This is a genomic window from Leptospira congkakensis, assembly GCF_004770265.1.
Taxonomy (GTDB): Bacteria; Spirochaetota; Leptospiria; order Leptospirales; family Leptospiraceae; genus Leptospira_A; species Leptospira_A congkakensis.
Map to the genome: position 1 here is coordinate 362,433 of NZ_RQGQ01000017.1, position 21,267 is coordinate 383,699.

21 protein-coding genes are annotated in these 21,267 nt (G+C 38.4%); 12 read left to right on the plus strand and 9 right to left on the minus strand.

The genetic code is table 11. The annotated features are described in order from the left end of the window. Nucleotides 1-61 precede the first annotated feature (61 nt). The gene (locus EHQ70_RS15200) at nucleotides 62-1,294 is read right to left on the minus strand and encodes a DUF2804 domain-containing protein (RefSeq protein ID WP_135587785.1); all 1,233 of its coding nucleotides are present in this window, start codon (nucleotides 1,292-1,294) and stop codon (nucleotides 62-64) included. A 186-nt stretch (nucleotides 1,295-1,480) separates the two neighbouring features. Beyond that, entirely contained in the window at nucleotides 1,481-2,650 is a 1,170-nt protein-coding gene (locus EHQ70_RS15205) for an EAL domain-containing protein (RefSeq protein WP_341867412.1), read from the minus strand. Between the two features lie 170 nt (nucleotides 2,651-2,820). Here EHQ70_RS15205 and EHQ70_RS15210 point away from each other — a divergent pair, with 170 nt between their 5' ends. The 3 genes from EHQ70_RS15210 (at nucleotide 2,821) to EHQ70_RS15220 (ending at nucleotide 5,587) form a co-directional block, all read left to right on the plus strand. Beyond that, complete coding sequence (locus EHQ70_RS15210) at nucleotides 2,821-4,149, plus strand: hypothetical protein (protein WP_135587789.1); 1,329 nt, start codon at nucleotides 2,821-2,823, stop codon at nucleotides 4,147-4,149. Nucleotides 4,150-4,242: 93 nt separating this feature from the next. After that, nucleotides 4,243-4,956, plus strand: a complete 714-nt coding sequence (locus EHQ70_RS15215; protein WP_135587791.1) for an RluA family pseudouridine synthase — start codon at nucleotides 4,243-4,245, stop codon at nucleotides 4,954-4,956. Then, nucleotides 4,946-5,587 carry an HAD family hydrolase gene (locus EHQ70_RS15220; protein WP_135587793.1) on the plus strand — a complete coding sequence of 214 codons (642 nt, stop codon included), beginning with the start codon at nucleotides 4,946-4,948 and terminating at the stop codon, nucleotides 5,585-5,587. Before EHQ70_RS15215 ends, EHQ70_RS15220 begins: the two co-directional genes overlap by 11 nt. A 7-nt stretch (nucleotides 5,588-5,594) precedes the next feature. Here EHQ70_RS15220 and EHQ70_RS15225 read toward each other — a convergent pair whose 3' ends face one another. Then, nucleotides 5,595-6,524: a response regulator gene (locus tag EHQ70_RS15225; RefSeq protein ID WP_135587795.1), complete on the minus strand. Its 930-nt coding sequence runs from the start codon at nucleotides 6,522-6,524 to the stop codon at nucleotides 5,595-5,597. Then, nucleotides 6,524-8,137 carry a sensor histidine kinase gene (locus EHQ70_RS15230; RefSeq protein ID WP_135587797.1) on the minus strand — a complete coding sequence of 538 codons (1,614 nt, stop codon included), beginning with the start codon at nucleotides 8,135-8,137 and terminating at the stop codon, nucleotides 6,524-6,526. The genes EHQ70_RS15225 and EHQ70_RS15230 overlap by 1 nt, the downstream gene beginning before the upstream one ends. 100 nt (nucleotides 8,138-8,237) lie before the next feature. On the opposite strand from EHQ70_RS15230, the gene EHQ70_RS15235 reads away from it, so the two are divergent. Next, complete coding sequence (locus tag EHQ70_RS15235) at nucleotides 8,238-9,311, plus strand: quinone-dependent dihydroorotate dehydrogenase (RefSeq protein ID WP_135587799.1); 1,074 nt, start codon at nucleotides 8,238-8,240, stop codon at nucleotides 9,309-9,311. Further along, nucleotides 9,308-10,507: a 23S rRNA (uracil(1939)-C(5))-methyltransferase RlmD gene (gene rlmD / locus EHQ70_RS15240; RefSeq protein WP_244288363.1), complete on the plus strand. Its 1,200-nt coding sequence runs from the start codon at nucleotides 9,308-9,310 to the stop codon at nucleotides 10,505-10,507. Before EHQ70_RS15235 ends, rlmD begins: the two co-directional genes overlap by 4 nt. Here rlmD and EHQ70_RS15245 read toward each other — a convergent pair. Genes EHQ70_RS15245 through EHQ70_RS15255 form a run of 3 tightly spaced genes read right to left on the minus strand, consistent with a single transcriptional unit; the run spans nucleotide 10,500 to nucleotide 13,714 of the window. After that, on the minus strand, nucleotides 10,500-12,053 hold the full coding sequence (locus EHQ70_RS15245; protein ID WP_135587801.1) for an FAD-dependent oxidoreductase: 1,554 nt from the start codon (nucleotides 12,051-12,053) through the stop codon (nucleotides 10,500-10,502). The genes rlmD and EHQ70_RS15245 overlap by 8 nt on opposite strands. 1 nt (nucleotide 12,054) lies before the next feature. Next, nucleotides 12,055-12,582 (minus strand): hypothetical protein, encoded by a 528-nt coding sequence (locus EHQ70_RS15250; RefSeq protein ID WP_135587803.1) that lies wholly within the window; start codon nucleotides 12,580-12,582, stop codon nucleotides 12,055-12,057. Then, nucleotides 12,566-13,714: a nitrilase-related carbon-nitrogen hydrolase gene (locus tag EHQ70_RS15255; RefSeq protein ID WP_135587805.1), complete on the minus strand. Its 1,149-nt coding sequence runs from the start codon at nucleotides 13,712-13,714 to the stop codon at nucleotides 12,566-12,568. Before EHQ70_RS15255 ends, EHQ70_RS15250 begins: the two co-directional genes overlap by 17 nt. A gap of 81 nt (nucleotides 13,715-13,795) precedes the next feature. Here EHQ70_RS15255 and EHQ70_RS15260 point away from each other — a divergent pair, with 81 nt between their 5' ends. Genes EHQ70_RS15260 through EHQ70_RS15285 form a run of 6 tightly spaced genes read left to right on the plus strand, consistent with a single transcriptional unit; the run spans nucleotide 13,796 to nucleotide 19,794 of the window. Next, nucleotides 13,796-15,004, plus strand: coding sequence for an argininosuccinate synthase (locus EHQ70_RS15260; RefSeq protein WP_135587807.1), 1,209 nt, complete (start codon nucleotides 13,796-13,798; stop codon nucleotides 15,002-15,004). Between the two features lies 1 nt (nucleotide 15,005). After that, nucleotides 15,006-15,488, plus strand: coding sequence for a pantetheine-phosphate adenylyltransferase (gene coaD / locus EHQ70_RS15265; RefSeq protein WP_135587809.1), 483 nt, complete (start codon nucleotides 15,006-15,008; stop codon nucleotides 15,486-15,488). 18 nt (nucleotides 15,489-15,506) lie between these two features. Next, nucleotides 15,507-17,615 (plus strand): cation:proton antiporter domain-containing protein, encoded by a 2,109-nt coding sequence (locus tag EHQ70_RS15270; RefSeq protein WP_135587811.1) that lies wholly within the window; start codon nucleotides 15,507-15,509, stop codon nucleotides 17,613-17,615. Nucleotides 17,616-17,657: 42 nt separating this feature from the next. After that, nucleotides 17,658-18,071, plus strand: a complete 414-nt coding sequence (locus EHQ70_RS15275; RefSeq protein WP_135587813.1) for a nucleoside-diphosphate kinase — start codon at nucleotides 17,658-17,660, stop codon at nucleotides 18,069-18,071. 51 nt (nucleotides 18,072-18,122) lie between these two features. After that, complete coding sequence (locus tag EHQ70_RS15280) at nucleotides 18,123-19,046, plus strand: polyprenyl synthetase family protein (protein ID WP_135587815.1); 924 nt, start codon at nucleotides 18,123-18,125, stop codon at nucleotides 19,044-19,046. Beyond that, the gene (locus tag EHQ70_RS15285; protein WP_135587817.1) at nucleotides 19,027-19,794 is read left to right on the plus strand and encodes a TlyA family RNA methyltransferase; all 768 of its coding nucleotides are present in this window, start codon (nucleotides 19,027-19,029) and stop codon (nucleotides 19,792-19,794) included. Before EHQ70_RS15280 ends, EHQ70_RS15285 begins: the two co-directional genes overlap by 20 nt. A gap of 10 nt (nucleotides 19,795-19,804) precedes the next feature. Here the strand turns inward: EHQ70_RS15285 and EHQ70_RS15290 are convergent, their stop codons facing one another. Continuing rightward, nucleotides 19,805-20,170 carry a response regulator gene (locus EHQ70_RS15290; RefSeq protein WP_135587819.1) on the minus strand — a complete coding sequence of 122 codons (366 nt, stop codon included), beginning with the start codon at nucleotides 20,168-20,170 and terminating at the stop codon, nucleotides 19,805-19,807. A 49-nt stretch (nucleotides 20,171-20,219) separates the two neighbouring features. Here EHQ70_RS15290 and EHQ70_RS15295 point away from each other — a divergent pair, with 49 nt between their 5' ends. Continuing rightward, complete coding sequence (locus EHQ70_RS15295) at nucleotides 20,220-20,453, plus strand: ferredoxin (RefSeq protein WP_135587821.1); 234 nt, start codon at nucleotides 20,220-20,222, stop codon at nucleotides 20,451-20,453. On the opposite strand, the gene EHQ70_RS15300 is transcribed toward EHQ70_RS15295, so the two are convergent. Then, nucleotides 20,454-21,263 carry an alpha/beta fold hydrolase gene (locus EHQ70_RS15300; RefSeq protein ID WP_135587823.1) on the minus strand — a complete coding sequence of 270 codons (810 nt, stop codon included), beginning with the start codon at nucleotides 21,261-21,263 and terminating at the stop codon, nucleotides 20,454-20,456. It lies immediately after the preceding gene. Nucleotides 21,264-21,267: the final 4 nt, after the last annotated feature.

Sequence of the window (21,267 nt, forward strand, 5' to 3'; positions counted from 1 at the left end):
CATTCATCTATCTGGCTGTAATCAATCAGATAGATGATAAGAATTTGTGATATAAAATGATTTACCACTGCTGGTACATTTGTTCTGCAAAACCAGCAAGGTCTTTTACTTCGAGTTTTGTGCCGTCATCCAAGACCACATATCCGTTGTAATGACCAAAAACTTTATTTAAGTATGCTTCTGTTTTGAGTAAGTCCAAAATTTCCGAAAAACTAAAGTTTTGGTACAATTGTTTTAAAAATCCGAACATTCCTGCTAAGTCGATGTCTGAGGATAAAAGATACACTGGAGTGAATTCTAATTCCAAACGACCTTCGTTACTTATAAATTTCCAAGGTTTTTTATAATCGGTTACATCATACTTCCAAGTGACTTTATCTAGTTTATGAACCTTTCCTTTGTAAACAATTCCATTCTCTGTGGCATTGTTTGGAATTCCAAACCCGTATCCCAAATTCAAACTGAGTAACTCACCTTTGATAAGGCCTGCTCCAGCAGCCCATAACCATTTATTTTTTTCAGGCCATGTCCCTCTTCCCCAATCAAGTACCGCATAACTTTTGTCATCAAACTCATAAGTAGTATTGTTGTATTGGATGGAACCTTTACAGATCAAACTCGGCATTTTGTATTCATAAAAAAAAGAAGATTCGGAAAAAGGAGTGATGACTGCAAGTGCTTCCGGTGCTTTTTCTTCTAATTCAAAATTACCTTTAATGGATTCGGAATTAGTATCTCCATGGACCGAATATTCGATGATTCTTTTTCCCTTTAATTTGGTAATTCGAATGTACTGATCACCTTTTTTGAATTCAATGGGATCGGTTGTATTGGTTGGAAAAAAAATTTCTCCCGGTCTTACCAATTCTGTTTTAGAAAATAAAACCTTTCCTGTAGCAAAGTCCAAAAGTTCCACACTGCCCATTGCTAAATTTCCAATGTCTGTAACAGTAATAGCGCCACCAAACTTTTCATTGTAGAATGTATAATGTTCCCAACGTTTGTATCGTTTGGGATCTGCTTTTATATAAGATTCATCAATTTGAAAATAAGGATATCTCGCCCAACCAGAAACATTCAACTTACCATCGTTTGACAATACTGGGATGGGACTTTTGATTTCTTTCTGGTTGGTTGGATCTTGGCCTGGTTCGGGAATCAATGTGATGATTTTCCCAGTTTGGTCTTGAACTTCGTTTGGTCCTAATTTTGAATTAGAACAAGAATAGATTAGAAGAGATGATATGATGGCCATTCCAAGTAAGAACGGTAACATCAAATTTTTGTTTATCATTGGTTTTCCCCGTGAGTGGCAATGAGATCATCCACAGGCGCATATCGTCAATGCTTCTTACAAATCAAAAAAGAATTCTGTATTAGGTAATTGGAATACAATAGGGAAAATTTTAAGTTTTAGGAAAAATATCGATCACTGCCGAAAGAAGATAAAATCCATGTCATAAATCCAATGACATCAGATTCAATCCAAAACAACGTCGATAAAAAACGAATAACCTAATTCATTTACTTTAGAAAATACGATAACGTTCTTTTTTAATTCTTTATCCCAATAAGGATCACTTACCTGCCAGTTCTCGGCATCACGGAATACTTGTTTCACATGTTTATAAAAGAACGGCATGTAGGACCAGTTTTTCTGTAACATTGATAGATTCTCAACAAATCCAAATTCATTGGTCCGAACATAGTATGGAGAAACTTGTGTGCCTAACCAATCCGTGATGTACACTCGTTGAATCTTTTGGTCTAATTTAAAAAATGAATTTGGATCAATGATCACACGATTTTCTAAAACTAAAGTTTTTAAAGAAAGATGGTTCAATTGAAATTTGATATTCTTTTCAAATTCAATCTCCATCGCGACTTCTTTTCGTTTCTGTTCATGATACAATTGTAAATGTGGAACAACAGTATCACAGATACTTTGTTTATCATGATTTAGATCCGATGGCCTTCCTAAAAAATAACCTTGTAAAAGACTCGCTCCCGAACTAATAGCACGGTATAATTCTTCTTCTGTTTCAATTCCTTCAAAAAGTAACTGCGATCCAATACTTAATGAAATTTGTTTTAAGTATTCTAATATGGATTGGAATTCTCTTTTTTCGATCGATTTTTTTAATAAATTCAAATCAATTTTGATGATATCTGGTTTGATAGCACCTAATCGTTCTAAGTTGGAAGATTCAGATCCAACATCATCTAATGCAATTCCAAAGCCTTGTTCACGTAATAATTCAACCCCTGCTGCCAAAACATCGGTTCCATAACTTCCCGATTTTTCAGTGATCTCAATCACAATACGGTTCAGAGGAATTCCATAACTACTGACTAAATCAGAAATAGGTAATGAGTTCGAACGACTTTCTTCATATTCCAAAATGACTTGGTCAGGAGACATGTTCACAAACAAAAGATCATTTGTGGATTGGATTTTTGTCAGTGCAAGTCCAAGCAATTGCCTGTCGATGACACTCATCCGAAGTGCGGAAACATGAGGATCACTAAACTCAGGAATCGAAACCAAATTACCGGCCTCGTCCTTCCTTCGACCGAGCGATTCGTACGCGACTACCGTCTGCTCCTCTACGGAAAAGATGGGTTGGAATAAAGGGACATAATGATTCACTAGAGTTGCTTCCAAAGTCGTACGGCTTCCTTGGAAACCAATATCTGCTTTAACGGATTTTTATTCAATAAATTAAACTAATTTCTTTTTTTGAGCTAAAATCTTTGTTCTGCCCCTTCAGAAATAGACAAGTCTTGACCCGTTTTCTATCCTTTCTTAGACTCATGTGGATGCGTCAGTACCTTCTCCTTTTTGGAATTCTCATTACCTCCGTTTGGGCAGGTCCCACGCCCGAATTCAAATTTCCCGTGGTCAGTCGCGAAGGTCAAAATACTGTCGATCCAAACTCCTCTTGGCAAATCCAAAGTCGCATTTCACCCCAAATTGATGGGCAAAATATTTTTAGCATTTTATACCATACAGACGGAAAGTCAGCCATCATTGGTACTACTGATTTTTATATCTATCGCATCAGTTTGTTAGATGGTAGTTTGATTTGGAAAATACAGGCAAAAATGTATTACCAAAAAGAATTTGATGGACCAAAAATTTTTGATATTTCTCCCGATGGAAAAACTTTCCTAAGTTTTGGGCAAACAGATCCCAACGAACAGGCATCGGAACGTTATTTAGTCATCCGATCTTCCGAGAACGGAAGTATTACAAAAAAATTTGGGGCTGAGTTTTCTCTTTTTTATTCCATCACTGCTGATATCGATTATCGTTTTCCAGGAGAGGAAACCAAACAAAATCGAAAAGCCGCAGGTCTTTCACCTAACTGGATACTCACGATCGACAATGCCAAATTCATTGAAGGTGGAAAAAAAATCTTAGTTTCCTATAAACATTTTATGGATGGCCCACATTTTTATGATCGAAGGTTAGTGATTTATGAAACAAACTCAGCGAAGAAAATAAACGAATTTCAATTAACATCCGATCCACACTCAGCAGATTGGACCCAACCGGCCGGATTCGAAATCGCTCACCACCAATTTCCTTTCCAACATGTTAATAAACGAAATACAATTATATACGGCAATGCCCATGGTCGAATTCACGAAATCAATGAATCGGTTATGGTTCAAAATAGTAATGAACCCATTGTAGAAGAAAAATCGGCAGGCCCTATCATTTACACCCCACTCAGCAGTTCGGATGATTTGGAAACCAGCGATAGACAAACCATTCGTTCTGTCGCCATCACCCCAGATGGAAAGTATTTATACTGTTCCGCAGGAATAGGAGGTGGTTATTTGCAAGTATATGGATTCAATTTAGAAACTAAAAAAGAAATATTTCGATCTTCCTTTTTTGATGCAGGAGAACTTGTAGCTCCTTCAAATGATATTCTCGTTGTCGGTGGATTTTATTCATCAGGAAAATTCTTCATCGTAGATACAAAAAAAGGGATTTTACTTTTTGCTTCCAATGAAGAAAACAATTATATCAATCCTCATCTTTTTTCTGTTCATCCAAAACAAAGAGAAGTATTGGCACTTTCAACGGGAAATGAAATTTTAATCCTGCGTCCCAGAGGGAATATCGTACCTTGGTAAATAATAATCGCATCTCAAAATAAAACAAAGTTTGCTTTCGAATTGGCAGATCAACATAACAATCCGAAGACCAACAAAATTACTAAAGAAAGAATGAAACAAAAAACAAATACGCGATTTTTACCAAAAGGCCTTAGCATTTTATATGAAGATAGAGACATTCTCGTGGTAGACAAACCGCAAGGTCTCTTAACAATCGCAACCGAATCCGAAAAATCAAAAACCGCTTATGCGGCTCTTATGGATTATGTAAAAAAAGGAAGCGAAAGATCTAAAAATAGAATTTTCATTGTTCACAGGTTAGATAGAGAAACTTCCGGAATTTTGGTATTTGCAAAAACAGAAACTGCAAAACAAACACTCCAAGAATCTTGGGACAAAACTAAAAAAATCTATCTGGCCGTAAGCCATGGGAATTGGAAAGAAAAGTCTGGAATGATCCAATCCTATCTTGTTGAATCAAAAGCACACCGAGTGTATTCCACTGATGAACCCGAATTAGGAAAACTTTCTAAAACAAAATTCAAAGTTCTAAAAGAAACAAATTTATATTCTTTGTTAGAAATTGAACTCTTAACTGGACGAAAGAATCAAATCCGTGTCCATCTTTCTGATAAAAAACATCCGATTGTGGGAGATACAAAGTATGGAAACGATACAAGATCATATCCGCGAATGGCCTTACATTCTTTTTCCATCCAATTGACGCATCCGTTTAGTAAAAAAGAACTTACATTTGAATCCAAAATCCCAAATTATATTTCAGGGCTTGTGGGTGGATATGAAAGGAACTCAAATGAAACTTAAAGGATATATTTTTGATATGGATGGTGTGGTGGTGGATAACCATTCCTTTCATTTTAAGGCTTGGATGGAGTTTTCAAAAAAATATAATTTTCCATTAAACTCAGAAATTTACCGCGATACCTTCAATGGTAAAACCAATGCGGATCTTTTTCGAATGATCTTTGGAAATATTTCAGATAAAGAAATCAAACAGTATGGTGATGAAAAAGAAAGTTGGTACCAAACTTTGTATCAAAAAGAAATGAAACCCCATACAGGACTTGTGGAATACTTAGATTATTTAAAAGCCCAAGATGTAAAAATTGCTCTAGGAACTTCTGCTCCGCCAATGAATGTAGATTTTACTTTAGACAATCTATCTTTAAGGCATTATTTTGATGTGATCATCGATGGATCAAAGGTTGAAAAAGGAAAACCAGACCCACAAGTGTATGAACTTTGTGCAAAAGAATTAGGACTGGCACCAAAAGAATGTGTGGTTTTCGAAGATTCCTTAGCAGGTTTACAATCAGGAAAAGCTGCTGGATGTTCCATCATCGGTGTGGCCACATCCCATACGGAATCAGAATTAAAAAGTCATGTAAATCAAATCATACATAACTTTACCGACCCATTAGTATTTTCTTTATAAACAAATGTTATTCTTGAAAGTCGGTGAGCAAATTCCCTTGTTTACTTGATAAGTCAATCCGAATGACAGCAGTTCTTCCTTCATCGGTATAAGACAGATCGTCAAAGGATAACTTACGAGCCATAAAAATCCCACGACCATGGGTTTTAAAAGCATTCTTTGTCATGGCTTCCACTGACAAATACCTTTGCCAATCAAACCCTTTGCCTTGGTCACTCACTCGGATTTCTATATTGCGGTCTTTTTTTTCAAAAGTAACTTTTACAAATTTATCTTTAAACTCAGGAGTATCCAATCTTCTAAAAATTTCTTCCATCAATTTATCATTGTCATGGAGTTCCGATTTTTCTTGATAAGAAATTCCTAGATTTCCATGTTCAATGGCATTGTTTAAAATTTCCATAATACCAGTTAACACGCGTTCGGGATCTGGACAGGCATTGGCAAGAAGTGGTGCCAATTCATGCGATTCACGAATGGAACGAATGCGAAATTCTCCAGTGATCATATGCCTAAGTGCACCCATTCCTTTATGTAAGTCTTCTTTGGCACGTTGGAGTTTGATAAAATGTTCTACCGCCGTTTGAACAATGCGAACTAACAAAGTTCTGGAATAAGGTTTTGTTAAATAATAAAAAGCACCGGCATCCAATCCTTCCGTCATGTCAGTGACCGAACTCATAGCTGTTTGAAAGATCACAGGAATATCTTTATACTTTTCTGATCGTTTGATTTTTTTGAGAAGTTCGATTCCATCCATCTTTGGCATGAGTCGATCCAAAATAATTGCGTGAAAAATAGTAACGTCGGAGCTAAGGATTTGAAAGGCTTCTTCGCCATCTTTCGCTTTTACAACGTTAAATCCCTTATCAGATAAAGATTCATCAATGATCATCAAGTTGATCATTTCATCGTCTACTGCTAGTAGATTAATCATCAAAGACCCTCGCGAGAACAAGGAATTAACATAGTAAAAATAGCTCCCTTTTCTTCATGGTTCTCGGCATACAACAAACCGTGGTGGTCATTGACAATTTCTCGGGAAATGGACAAACCAAGTCCCGTACCCTTAGTTCCTGCTTTCACTTGTTTGGATTGAATGAATTTTTCAAAAATTTTATCCAAATCTTCAGGGGGAATTCCCGGCCCAAAGTCACGAATCTGTATTCCGATACCATTTACATATGACTGAGTTTTTCTCGGAATAAATTCTCTTCGAATCATACTAATTTCAATATTAGTGTCATTTGGGATGAATTTTAATGCATTTGATAGAATATTTCGTATCACTTGTTGGATCCGTTCATAATCAAACTCTGCTTCCCAACGTTCTTCCTTATCTACTAAAACAACTGTGATCCCTCTTTTTTCCAAAATCACACGCATTTCGTTGATCACAAATTTAGTCGTTTCTTTCAGACAATTCTTTTCGAATAGATATCGCATTTTGCCGGATTCTAATTTGGCAATATCTAACAAATTTTCAAGTAAACCTAACAATCGTTTCCCTGAGGAATCAATGATCTGAAAGTATTCCTTTATTTTTTCGGGAGAAACTGTGGCAGATTTTTCTTCTCCAAGTTCGGCATAACTCAAAATGGCATGGATTGGTGTTTTTAGTTCGTGAGAGATATTGGCGAGAAAAAGTGATTTCATATAAGATGCTTCTTCCGCAATATTTTTGGACATTTTTAAGTCCATGGTCTGGCTTTCGACCAATTCTTCTAAATGATTTCTATATTGGTATAATTCTTGTTCTTGGTTTTTTCGAAGGCTGATGTCACGCAAAATTCCCGTAAACATTTTACCGGCTTTTGTTTTAAATTCACCTACTGACAATTCACATGGAAAAATTTCGCCTGACTTCCGTTGTGCGGAAAGTTCCCTTCCCACTCCAATGATATGTTGTGTCCCTGTTGCTTTGTATCTCCGAAGATATTCATCATGTTTGTCTTTGTATTCACCAGGAATAATCATCGTAACATTTTTACCGATAACTTCTTCATGGCTGTAACCAAATGTATCTTCTGCAGTTTTGTTAAAAAATTGGATAATTCCTTCATCGTTAATGATGATAATAGAATCGGCGGCATTTTGTGCCATGGAAAGGAATCTAGATTCACTTTCGAGAAAGGCACTTTCTAATCTTTTTCTTTCTGTGATGTCCCTATGGTTGGACATGATGTATCCTTCATATAAAACCACAAAACGTACTTCCACATGACGTATGTTTGGTTCTATACCATAAGAATACTCTTTCCAAAACACTTGGCTTTTTTTCTCAGACAAATATGCTAGAGCTTCTGTTGTGATTTCGCGTAGGTAGGGAGGAAGACCTACATCAATATGTTTACCAAGTAGAGTTTCTGGTTTGTCGCCAATGTTCACAAACCTCGAAGTTTTATAATCAACGATGATTCCTTCTCGATTGATTTTGAGCCAAAAATCTGGATTGGACCTGAGTAGGTTTTCCAATTCTCGGAGTACGGCTTCTGCTGGAAAGTCCGAAGGATTTTGCCAAATCCGGGCAAATGAAGAATTAGGTGCCATTCAGTAAAGTCCTGATAATGAGTCTCTGAAAGAACGCTATTTTCGGAAAGAAATTGTAAGAAAAGAGCGTGAAAAAAGAATCAACGTTAGGGTTCTCCTTTTGTTTTACAATCACCTCATCAAACCTATACTTTTTCATTTAGATCCAGAATCCGCGCACCATTTGGCGGCAACAATCCTTTCGCTTTCGCAAAAAATTCCATTTTTCCACAAAACTCTTTCTTCCCTTTTTGCATACAAATCAGAAAGACTCAAACAAACCATCCAAGGGATTCATTTTCCCAATCCATTAGGACTTGCTGCAGGTTTTGACAAAACAGCAGAACTATTTCCCACAATGATTCATATGGGATTTGGATTCATCGAAGTCGGAACTGTTACTGCCAAAGAACAACCTGGTAATGACAAACCAAGACTCTTTCGTTATCCAAAACACAAAGCTCTCATCAATCGAATGGGATTCAACAACCCAGGTGCGGACAAAGTAGAAATACATTTAAAGAAACAACAAAAGTCTGGAATTCGTGGAATCAACGCTGGCAAATCCAAAGTCACTGAATTAGAAAATGCAGTGAGTGATTATGTCTATACGTTAAAAAAACTAGTTCCTTATGGGGATTACGCTGTGATCAATATCAGCTCTCCCAACACTCCGGGTTTACGTTCTCTCCAATCCAAAAAATCTCTCATCGATCTGATAGAAGGAATCCTATCGGCTTTCGACCAAAAGTTTCCCATACCATTGTATTTAAAATTCGCACCTGATTTATCAGAAGAAGAGTTAATTCAAAATCTAAAGATTTGTTTGGATTACAAAATTAATGGTGTCATTCTGACCAATACTACACTGAATAAAGAAATTCTTGGCGAAACAAATCCACCAGAAGGTGGACTCTCAGGTGATCCACTTTTTGAAAGATCCCTTCGATTTGTGTCCCTTGCTTACAAAACTCTCCAAGGTAAAATTCCCATCATTGGTGTAGGTGGAATCGATTCAGGAGAAAAAGCGCAACGTATGATGGAAGCCGGTGCCAACCTCATTCAAATTTACACTGGTTATATTTATGAAGGACCATTCCTCCCTTACCAAATTTGTTCTTATCTCGACAAAGTGGTAAAAGAAAAGAAACTTTCGAATGTATCCGAACTTGTAGGAACCGGAAAACCACTATGACAACAACCAATCCTGGTACAAAAATTTGTACCCACTTCGGAACCTGCGGTGGCTGTAATTATTTAGATATTGATTACAACAAAGAACTTCGCAAAAAAGAACAAAACATCAAAGAACTTTTCAAAACCTATCGCCACTTAGAATTTCGTACGATTGTTCCCAGTCCTTCTCCCGAATACTACCGACACAAAATCCAACTCCCTTTTGGTAGAAGGAATATAGGCAATAAAACTTTACTTACATTAGGGCTCTTTAATAGAGAATCCACATTTGTTCTCGACCAAACCGAATGCCAAATCCAAGACCAAGGTCTTACGGAAATTGCACTGGCTGTCAAACAATGGGCTAGACGAGAAGGCCTTCTTCCGTATAACGAAAAATCCAAACGAGGAATGATGAAATACCTCGTGGCAAGAAAATCAATTTCCACAGGAGAAATCATCCTTGGAATCGTCACTGCCAAAGAAGACCTACCACATGCCAAAGATGCTTCCAAAAGACTGCATACTGCCATCCAAAACCGAATTGGTAAAACAGGAAAATTTGGGAAAATAGTCGGAATCATCCAAAACATCAATACAAAACATACAACAATGGCGCTAGGTCGCGAAGAACACTTGTTATGGGGTAGACCATACATCCATGAACATTTTGGAAAACATAAATTCCGCGTAGGCCTTTCCACTTTTTTACAAGTAAATCCCATCCAAACTCCCAGTTTGTACAATTTAGTTTTGGATGAAATAGAACCAGAGAACCGAGTCATTGATGCTTACTCAGGAATTGGAACCATCTCTTTTTGGATTGCCGGAAACTGTAAAGAAGTCATGGGGATCGAAGAAAACCCCAACTCACATAGAACTGCCCTTGAATCTGTAAAATACAATCACGTACATAATGTACGGTTTCGTAAAGGGAGAGTGGCAGAAGTGTTACCAACGCTTTTTGGAAAAAACTATGACACCTTAGTACTTGATCCACCGCGTACAGGCCTAGGTGTGGAAGTGGCAGAAACTATTTTAGGAATGGGTTTTAAAAAAATAGTCTATGTATCTTGTGATCCATTGAGTTTACGCGAAGACACAAATTTACTCGCAAGACAATATTTCTTAAATTCCGTACAACCGGTAGATATGTTTCCTAGAACCGACCACGTAGAAACCGTAGCCGTTTTTAGAAATAAAAATCTCACATAATATCCGTTACAAATTCTGAGGCTTTTTTGCTAAAAGCCATAATGGTAAAACTTGGATCCACACTGACTCCCGTAGGAAATACGGAAGAGTCAGCCACAAACAAATTTTGATATCCATGAACCTGGTGACGAGAATTCACAACTGAAGTTTCTCTTGATTTCCCCATCCGACATCCACCAGCAGGATGGGGAGCTGCCATTGGAAATTCCGCAGGTTTCCAAGCAAGAGCATCAATTTCTTCTTTTTTAGGCATTTCTGAATATTTACGAAGTTTCATACCAGCAAGGAAAACTTCTTTTGCACCTGCTTCAAAATTTAACTTCATTTGTTTGTAAGTCAGATCGCTAAATATTTGTTTGGTGACTTTTCCAAATGGATAATTGATTTTTCTTTTTCCAAATAAATCCACTTCGATGGAACCTAGTTCTCCATCCACATCATCAATCCATCCAATGGTCCCACCTAAATGTTCCATTTGTTTCATATAAGAATAATGGTCTTTTCCAAAACTAGGAACTAGGGCCGCAAGAGTGGCCAGTTGCAACTGATTTGGCATCAGCATATACCCACCTTCTTTGTACTTTCCATTTTGATACCTTGCCAATCGGAAATCCTCAACTCCATAAGCTGCGGGAATATTTCTCCATTGCACGATGGATTCTTCATATAACGCATGTACCATGGGTGAAGGATTGATTGCCAAAAACTCACCGAGAGCTGGTAACTGTCTTTTAAAACCATTACGAAGTAAAAAAGTTGAACTTCCAAATCCACCTGCGGAAACACAAACTGCTTTGGATTGGAAAGTTACCTTTGTGGCCGTAGGTCGAAGTGTCCTTCTATCAATCACCACAGCTTCGAGTCCGGCAACTTTCTGTCCATGTATCACTAACTTTTCCGCACGAAGATCAGTATAAACATCTGTACCCAATTGAACAGCTCTTGGAATATGAGTCACAAGTTGGGATTGTTTGGCTCCAAACATACAACCTTGCATACAGTGACCAGACTTCTGACAATTTTTCCTAGCTTGTGGAACCGCATGCCCTTCCCAACCTAATCTTTGTGATGCGTTCCTAAAAAGTCGATTCATCGGATTAAAGTATTCTTCGCCGGCCGGAGTCACATGAAGGTCTGTTTCCAATTCTGACCAATAGGAATGTAAATCTTCGGGAAGATGATGATCGATTCCGTATTTGCGATTCCATAATAACAACCGATCGTCAGGTGTACGATAACTGTCAGCCCAGTAATGAACAGAGGCCCCACCCAAATTATTTCCATACACAAGGTTAATCCCACCATCAGCAGTGGTATGGAAATTTCTCTCCGCAGAAACTTTACCTCCCATATTCAGCTCATGATTGTCAAAGGTTCCTGTATGATAATTTCCACCCTGTTCGATGAGAGCCACTTTGATTCCTTTTTTGGAAAGTTCATAGGCCATGGTAGACCCACCACATCCCGAACCAATCACGACTACATCGACAACTATGGTTTCTTTCTTCGCATAACTTTTGTAATCACGATAAATCCCTGATTTCATCTTAGAATTCCTTCCCTTTCACCAAGTTTTGGTAGTGGATTCTTGCCTCGCTCCATTTCTCAGGAGGGTTCGCAAAAGGTCCCGGATAAGCAATTGGTGCCCAAGTTAATTTGTGGCCATAATAAACAAGACAAACCAGAAGTTTCAAATTTCCAACCACAGCCCGAACAATATCCGAATCTGTTTCTGCCCAGAGGAACAATAGTTCTTCCCGTTTTTCCCGTGAAAGATTTGAGAAAAAACTAAAATGCCCATAAAAAATAGGAAGGTATTCCAAAACCATAACTGCCGAATGAAAATCCTCTTGGATTTCTTCCGATACAAAATACAATTCTTCATCTAATCTTCGCATAACATCTGCTTCTTCTAAATTTGGCATTCCAGGCTCTGAGATGGGAAGCACTACTTCTGAAAAAGCAGTCACCGTTTTCGTTTCTGAATCACTAAAATAGAAATAACGGATCTTGGATTTAATACCCGCACAAAAAAGTAATAGGGCCAAAAAGGATTTTCTAGAGAAAGAGTACATAAATTCTTCCTTGGTTTTTTTCTTCTTTCACTGCATTCGAAATTGATTTTCCAGCGATGGTTAAAAAGGCATCTCCATTCGCTACTAGATCCCAAATTTCTCCTCGGAAAAAGACGTTGATTCCTGCCTTTACTTTAGGATCTTTTAGACGACCTGCCATCGCATATTTTTTCCAAGCGGTTCGTTCCGAAATAGAACCAATGTCCTTTGGATCGACATCTTTAGGATTCGCATAACCGTTGTAACCTTGCCATTTCATAGTCCAAGAATCGGTCGGAGAGACAAAAGAAGGTACGGCAAGTAGTTCCGATTCTGATTTTTTGAATTCGGTATACACTTCTGGATACCAAGAATCGGCACAAACCATTGTATATAACTTACCCAGCGGAGTTTGGTAACTCGGATTTTCTTCTAACTTTCCCTCTTTTAAAAATTCTTTCTCATCGATAATGGGAAAAAGTTTTCGAACCATTTTGTCATCCACTCGACCATCTGGATGAAAATAAAAACTTACATTTTCCAAAGGCCCATCTGTCGGGGTGATTTTTCCTTCAATGACTTTGGGATGAGGCAAAACGATGGAACCCGCCACGATGGACACTCGATACTCTCTGGCAAGCCTTGCAAAAACAGATTGGTATCTGTCAGTCATTTGCCATGCCTTCATTCGAAAGAGTGTTTCTTTTAATTTGTCAGATGAGTAAGAATTACTAAAGAGATAATGCCAAAGAAAAGAACCCAAGTTTTGTTTTACCAAAACTTCCATAGCCTCTTGGATTGATTTCGATGCAAAAATGGATTTGTCCTCGGCAGTCACAACAAGCCAAGTTCCAATGTATTCCGGTAGAACAACGATGCTGCGATCCACAAAGAGAAGTTCGTTGTCTTTTGCCATACGGAAATATTCATTCAAAGTCAGATAAAAACTTTCATCACTGGCGTAACTGTATTGGTTGAGATAGGGTTCTATCCCTAGAAAACTTCCGCGTTTTCCTGCTCCGTCCTTTTGGATGTAAACCTTTGGACTGGGAACGTGTTTAGAGATTTCCTCTTGTGGTACAACATGCTTTTGGCAGTGGATTGTAAAAACTGTAATGGTTACAAAAACAGAAAAAGAAACGGGAAAACGCATCCACCAAATCTACTACACAACTTCGTTTCAGACAATATTTAATTGTGTTCTTAGTTTTTTCTTTTATTTTGACCTTATTCTATGAAAGAGAAACCTGCTCCCAAAAAAATCGTTCTCGCTTACTCCGGAGGACTCGATACTTCCGTCATCCTGGCTTGGTTGAAAGATACCTACGGTTGTGAAGTCATTGCTTTTTGCGCTGATGTTGGTCAAAAAGAAGAACTTACCGGTCTAGAAGAAAAAGGAAAAAACACCGGAGCCTCAAAAGTGTACATCCAAGACTTACGTTTAGAATTTGCACGAGACTTTATTTTCCCTGCGATTCGGGGAAATGCAATTTATGAAATGCGTTATTTATTAGGTACTTCTCTCGCAAGGCCACTCATTGCCAAAGCTATGGCGGAAGTGGCAACTAAAGAAGGTGCTGATGCTTTTTCTCATGGAGCCACAGGAAAAGGAAACGACCAAGTTCGTTTTGAATTAACCTTCAAAGCACTTTCGCCTAACTTACAAATCATTGCTCCTTGGAGAACTTGGGACTTTGGTGGCCGAGAAGAACTAATTGAATACGCAAAGAAAAAAGGAATTCCAGTTCCTGTAACAGCCGCTAAACCATATAGTATGGATAGAAATTTAATGCACCTTTCTTTTGAAGGTGGGATTTTAGAAGATCCATACAACGAACCAAAAGAAGATATGTTTATCCTAACCGTATCTCCAGAAAAAGCTCCTGACAAACCAACCTATTTAGAATTAGATTTTGAAAATGGGGACTGTGTTGCCATCGATGGAAAAAAACTAAATCCACTCGAAGTGATGGAAACACTTAACGATTTAGGTGGAAAAAATGGAGTGGGCCGAGTTGACATCGTAGAAAACAGACTTGTGGGAATCAAATCTCGCGGGGTTTATGAAACTCCTGGTGGAACCATCCTTCATATCGCTCACCGTGATTTGGAATCCATCACACTCGATCGTGATACCCAACACAAAAAAGATGAACTCTCTCAAGAGTTTGCTCGTTATATCTACAATGGCCAATGGTATTCCAACCAAATGAATGCTTTGCGTGCTTATATGGATTACACACAAAAATATGTGAACGGAACTGTACGAATTAAATTGTACAAAGGAAGTTGCACCGTTGTGGGACGTAAATCCAAGAAATCTCTTTACAATGCAGGACTCTCTACATTTGAAAAAGAAGAATTGTACAACCAATATGACGCTGAAGGTTTTATCAACCTTTACGGACTGCCAATGAAAGAATGGGCAAGGGTAAACAAATAAGATGAAAAATATCGCCGTATATCCAGGTTCTTTTGATCCGTTCACCAACGGTCATCTCGACATCATACGGCGAGCTCATCCGTTATTCGAAGAGATCATTATTGCAGTGGCCATTAACTCAAAAAAATCTTCCCTATTTTCTTCAGAAGAACGAGTGGAAATGATCGGAAAGGTTTTTAAAGGTTGGGACAAAATCAAAATTGATACCTTCGAAGGTCTTACTGTAGACTATTGTAAGGAAAAAAACTCACGTGTGATTTTACGTGGGCTTCGTGCTGTCACAGATTTTGACTACGAATATGCGATCTCTCTTATGAATAAAAAATTGGCTCCTGAAATCGAAACTTATTTTTTGATGGCGGACAATGAATACTCTTTTGTGTCTTCCACAATCGTCAAAGAAGTAGCAAGACATGGAAGAGCTGTATCCAACCAAGTTCCAGACATTGTGGGCGAAGCCCTTACAAAAAAATTCTCCATTTAACGAGAAAATGAGGATTCTATGAAAACGCGTTCTTCTTTGTTTTATGGATTCACCATACTTCTGTTTGGCTCCCTTGGTTATTTCCTTTTACAAGCAGGGACTCTCCTCGAAGTAACCAAAAATATTGTTTTAGTTTCTGGTGAACATCTGGATGCGGAAAACTTTTTCAACCGGTTCCATCACCCGTTAGCACTTCTTTTCCTTCAAATCATCATTGTCTGTGGTGCCGCTAGATTTGTTGGGTATGTATTTTCTAGAAAACTCAAACAACCGTCCGTTATGGGAGAGATCGTGGCCGGGATTTTACTTGGGCCATCACTTCTCGGGTACTATTTCCCAGAGACCATGGGATTTTTATTTCCGCCATCAAGCCTACCCACTTTAGGAACCCTCAGCCAAATTGGTTTGGTTCTTTTTATGTTCATCATTGGGATGGAACTTGATATCTCCGTTCTTAAAAACAAAGCCCACTCTGCCGTTGTGATTAGCCATGCGAGTATCATCTTTCCTTTCTTTTTGGGGATGATTTTGGCTTATTATTTTTATACGGATTACGCACCGGAGAATGTAGGATTCTTATCATTTTCACTATTTATGGGAATTGCAATGAGCATCACTGCCTTTCCCGTACTTGCAAGAATTCTCCAAGAAAGAAATCTCACTAGGACTCCGCTCGGTGCTATGGTCCTCACTTGTGCGGCGGCGGATGATATCACGGCTTGGATCTTACTTGCGATCATTGTTACCATTTCCAAAGCAGGAAATCTCAATACAGCACTTTTCACTGTCGGACTTTCTTTTGCTTATATCCTAACAATGATTTATCTAGTGGCTCCCTTTCTCAAACGTTTGGGTTCCATTTATATCTCAAGGGAAAACTTAACAAGAACGGCTGTAGCTCTTATTTTAATGATTCTCTTTTTGTCCTCTCTTGCAACAGAAGTCATAGGAATTCACGCTTTATTTGGTGCCTTCCTTGCCGGTGTGATTATGCCAGCAGAAGGAAACCTCAAAAAACTCATCGCAGAAAAAATTGAAGATGTTGCAGTCATTTTATTCCTACCGATTTTCTTTGTGATCACAGGACTCCGAACAGAAATTGGTCTACTCAATGGATCTCATCTTTGGATGGTGTTTGGCCTTGTCATCCTTGTGGCTGTTGTTGGAAAATTTGTGGGAAGTGCTTTTGCTGCAAAAGTTTCCGGATCCAACTGGGAAGATGCACTTTCTATCGGTGCTCTTATGAATACACGAGGTCTGATGGAACTTGTGGTTCTCAATATTGGATATGATCTAGGAATTTTAAGTCCAGAAATCTTTGCGGTCTTTGTTTTGATGGCCCTCGTCACAACTCTTTCCACAGGACCACTTTTGGATGGAATTCAAAAGTTTTTCTCTAAATCAGAAAAACGAATTCCTACGGAAAAACCGGTTGATCACAAGTTACGGGTGTTAGTTGCTTTTGCTCAAGAGAAAATGGGAAAAAGTTTGGTTCGATTTGCTTATTCCCTTTCCGGCAACCAAAAGAAAAATTTAGAAATCACTGCCCTTCATATTTCACCAAATGACTCTTTGTCGAATGAAGAAATTCGTCGTTATCGTGATGCGAGTTTTGAAGCCATTCGCCAAACAGGCTCTAGTATGGGTGTTCAAGTCCAAACAGAATACCGCATCACTGACAACGTCACTTATGAAATTGTCAATTTTGCCAAAGTCAAACATACAGACATTTTACTCATTGGTGCCGCCAAACCACTATTTTCTCGCAGTTATACGGGAGGAAAAATCAAAGGGATTCTCAACTATTGCCCTGCCACCGTGGGTGTCCTTATTGACATCGGTTTAGAATCTGTAGAAAAAGTTGCGATCCTTTACAAAGGGGAAAAAGATCCCATCCTTGGATTTGCCCAAAAACTAACATCCCTCAAAGGGATGAAGTCGAACAAAATTAAGGTGGATGACCTAGTACAACCCGAAACAGATCTAAATCCCTATCCCATTTCCTTAAATAAAATCACTGGGTATTCACTGATTCTCATTGATCTAAATGTTTGGGAAGAAATGGGATTTGAGAAAATGGATCTTCTCCCAACATCATTTCTTTTGGTTCGTTTTTTAGGCACCTAAAGATTCGATTGCTTTTTTCGGTTTCTCCAAGCTTTTGGAGATATGGAAAGAACTTTTATCATGCTTAAACCCGATGCTGTGAAAAACAAACACATCGGTGACATCCTTCAAAGAATTGAAAAAGAAGGATTTAAAATCCTAGGACTGAAATTCCTAAAACTCAGCCTCGAAGACGCAAAACAATTTTACGCGGTTCACGCAGCTCGCCCATTTTACAATGACCTTTGTACTTACATGGCTTCTGGTCCGATCGTTGCTTGCGCTCTTGAAAGAGACAACGCAGTGACACATTGGAGAGATGTAATTGGCGCGACTGACCCTAAAGAAGCAAAAGCGGGAACAATCCGTGCACTCTTTGCAGAAAGCAAAGAAGCAAACGCAGTTCACGGTTCTGACTCTGTAGCAAACGCACTTCAAGAAATTGCGTTTTTCTTCAAAGGGTATGAACTTAACTAAGTTCGAACCAATCGATCGATCGGTTCTTTAAAGAGAACCGGTCTTTTTCCCGTGCCAATTCACTTTTCCAATATTTTAAAAAACTCCAAACAACTCTTTGATTCTTTTTTTGAATCTTATACAGAAGAATTGTTCCAACCGCGCACTCGCATAACAGATGCTTGTTTGTATAGTCTCAAAGCTGGTGGGAAACGAATCCGACCCATCTTTGTACTGAATTCTTTTTTTGACCCAGACCATTTTCCAACAAAACAAAATAGGGACGAACACCTCTCTGTTTATTTAGCGGCACTTGCTGTCGAATGCATTCATACTTATTCTCTTATCCATGACGATTTACCAGCAATGGATGATGATGACACACGTCGGGGAATGCCCACTTGCCACATCCAATTTGATGAAGCCACTGCCATCCTTGCTGGAGACACACTCAATTCCTTAAGTTTTTATCTCTTATCTTTATATGAAAATACAGATTCCACCTCCATCCGCGACTCCATCCAAATCCTGCACAAAGGTGCGGGAATGAATGGGATGATCCTGGGGCAAATGGAAGATATCGAAGAAGAAAAAAGTCCGAATGCCACAGATAAGGAATCCAAACTCGCATCCATCCATACAAAAAAAACGGGAGCTCTGATTGAAGCATCCTTCCTCTTAGGCAATCGTTTAAGACCTGATTGGTTGGAGAGAGAATCCGTGATCTCTAGTTATGCGAAAGAAATTGGACTTTTATTCCAAATCACCGATGATATTTTAGATGTAGAAGGAAACCTGGCGGATCTTGGAAAAACACCGGGAAAAGATGCCAAAGCTGGCAAATTGACTTATCCCAGCCTTTATGGAATGGAAACAACAAAAAGGTTACGAGACGAATCCGTATCCAAAGCAATTTCTCTAGTTACAAACTTTCCTTCCTTAAACAATGAATTCTTTTTAGGATTACCAAATTACATTGCCGAAAGAAAAAATTAGACTGGATGAATACCTCGTTCGCGAAGGTTATGCGATTGATCTTAAACTTGCACAATCGTTAATTCTTTCTGGGTCTGTGCTCGTCAATGATGTGGTGATTTCAAAAGTTGGAACAAACATTTCTGTAAAAGACAACGTTCGCACCAAAGAAAAAATCAAAACCTATGTTTCCCGAGGTGCGTATAAACTTCTGGGTGCTTTTGATTCGTTTCCAAAGACCAATGTCCAAAACAAAACATGTATTGATTTAGGTTCCTCCACAGGTGGTTTCTGCCAGGTTCTTTTGGAGAAAGGTGCCTCACGAGTGATCGCTGTGGATGTAGGTTACGGCCAATTGGCTCAAAAGATTGCAAACGATCCAAAAGTCACAGTGTTTGACCGAACCCATTTAAAGGACCTTACCCTTCCCCAATTAGAACCATTAACAGAAGAAACTTGGATCACCATGGATTTGAGTTTTATTTCGTTAGTTCCTGTTTTTGCTTCTCTAGTTTCTCTTTTTCAATCGAGTCCCAAAACCATTTGGCAAGGGATCTCCTTATTCAAACCTCAATTTGAAGTCCATCCATCCAAATTAGAAAAAGGTGTTTTAAAAGATTCGCATCATATTAGTTATACGATTCGAACAGTTTGGCGCAAAATAAAAAATTTGGATTCTAAACTGAAATTTTTAGGACTCGCAGAATCTCCCATCCAAGGTGCTGATGGAAACAGAGAATTTTTGATAAGATGGGAATGGAAAGGTTAGAAAAAAAATCTTAGGCGGTAAAACCAGAAACCGCTTCTTTCAATTGGTCAGTGGTGAAAGGTTTCATCAAATAGGCGTAAGAAGGATTTTGATTGATTCGGTGTTTTGCGGTCTCATCCAAAAAACCAGTCAGAAACAAAACCGGAACAGAAAACTGCTCTCGTAAAGATTCAGCGGTTTCAATTCCATCCAAAGAACCCTCCAAATTGATATCCATTAAAATCAGGTCCGGAACTTTTTCCGAAACAATTTGGAAGGCCTCATCCCCAGAAGGCACAACAGCAATCACATGAAAACCGAAAGATTCGATTTTCTGTTTGATGTTGAGTCCAAGGAAGGGTTCATCCTCAACGATGAGGATGTTCTTTTTCGTCATATATGCTTTATTTTATAAGGGGGGGTCTGTTAAAAAGTAAAAATACTCTATGGCAGATAAAAGTAGCAAACAACCCGAGAATGTCCCAGGGAAATACTATGTCGACCAGACCTGCGTTCCCTGTAACGACTGCATTAAGGAAGCCCCTAGCCTATTACAGTATAGTGACGATGAAAGTCACATTTTCTTCAAAAACCAACCAACAACGCCCACAGAGGAAAAACAGGCAAAAGCTGCAATGGCTATGTGCCCCGTGGATGCCATCGGCGACGATGGTCAGTAATTAAGTATTATAGAATATTCGGATATTTTCGGCGACTACATCTGGTTTTTCTAGATGGATTGCATGTCGCACTTTTGGAATCCAAACTAGTTTACTCTTTTTAATATAAGACTTCATTTTTTTCATCATAAATGGAGGTGTGATTTCATCTTCAGCACCTGCTAAAATAAGAGTAGGAATTTGGATTTCTTTCATTTTTGAATCAAAAAATATTTCGTTTTCACGTCTTAAGGTATTTTCCTGTAAATATTCATTGGGTTTTTCATTCCAAATAGTAACAAGAGTATGGCGAAATAAATATCCAGGTTCAGGAAATTCTTCTCCATAAAGATAACGAAGGAGTAATACTACTTGTTTCTCTGTTTTAGGAAATAAAATTTTACGCATTCTTTCACGTTCTGGATGAGGAATTCCACCTGGAGCAAGTAAGATCAGTTTTTGGACTCTTCTTTGACTATCTTTTAATACCAGATGTTGAGAGGTGAGTCCTCCCATGGAATGGCCTACAAGACAAATCTCTTTTAATTCCAATTTTTCAAAACATTCGAGCAGTAAATCAGCCCAAACATCAATTTGATATAGGTATTTAACCAGTGGAAGTTTGCTATTTCCATATCCAGGTAAGTCAAAAACATAGAGTGGATAACCACCATCTAACAATTCTTTTACGACCCTTCGAAATCCAAAACTTTCATCAAGCAAACCGTGTAAAAAAACTATCGGTTTTTTAGATCCATTTCCAAATTTCCAATAGAAAATTTTATGTCCTCCCATCGCAACGAAACAGGGTGTTCCCCCCATATTTTTCATTGAT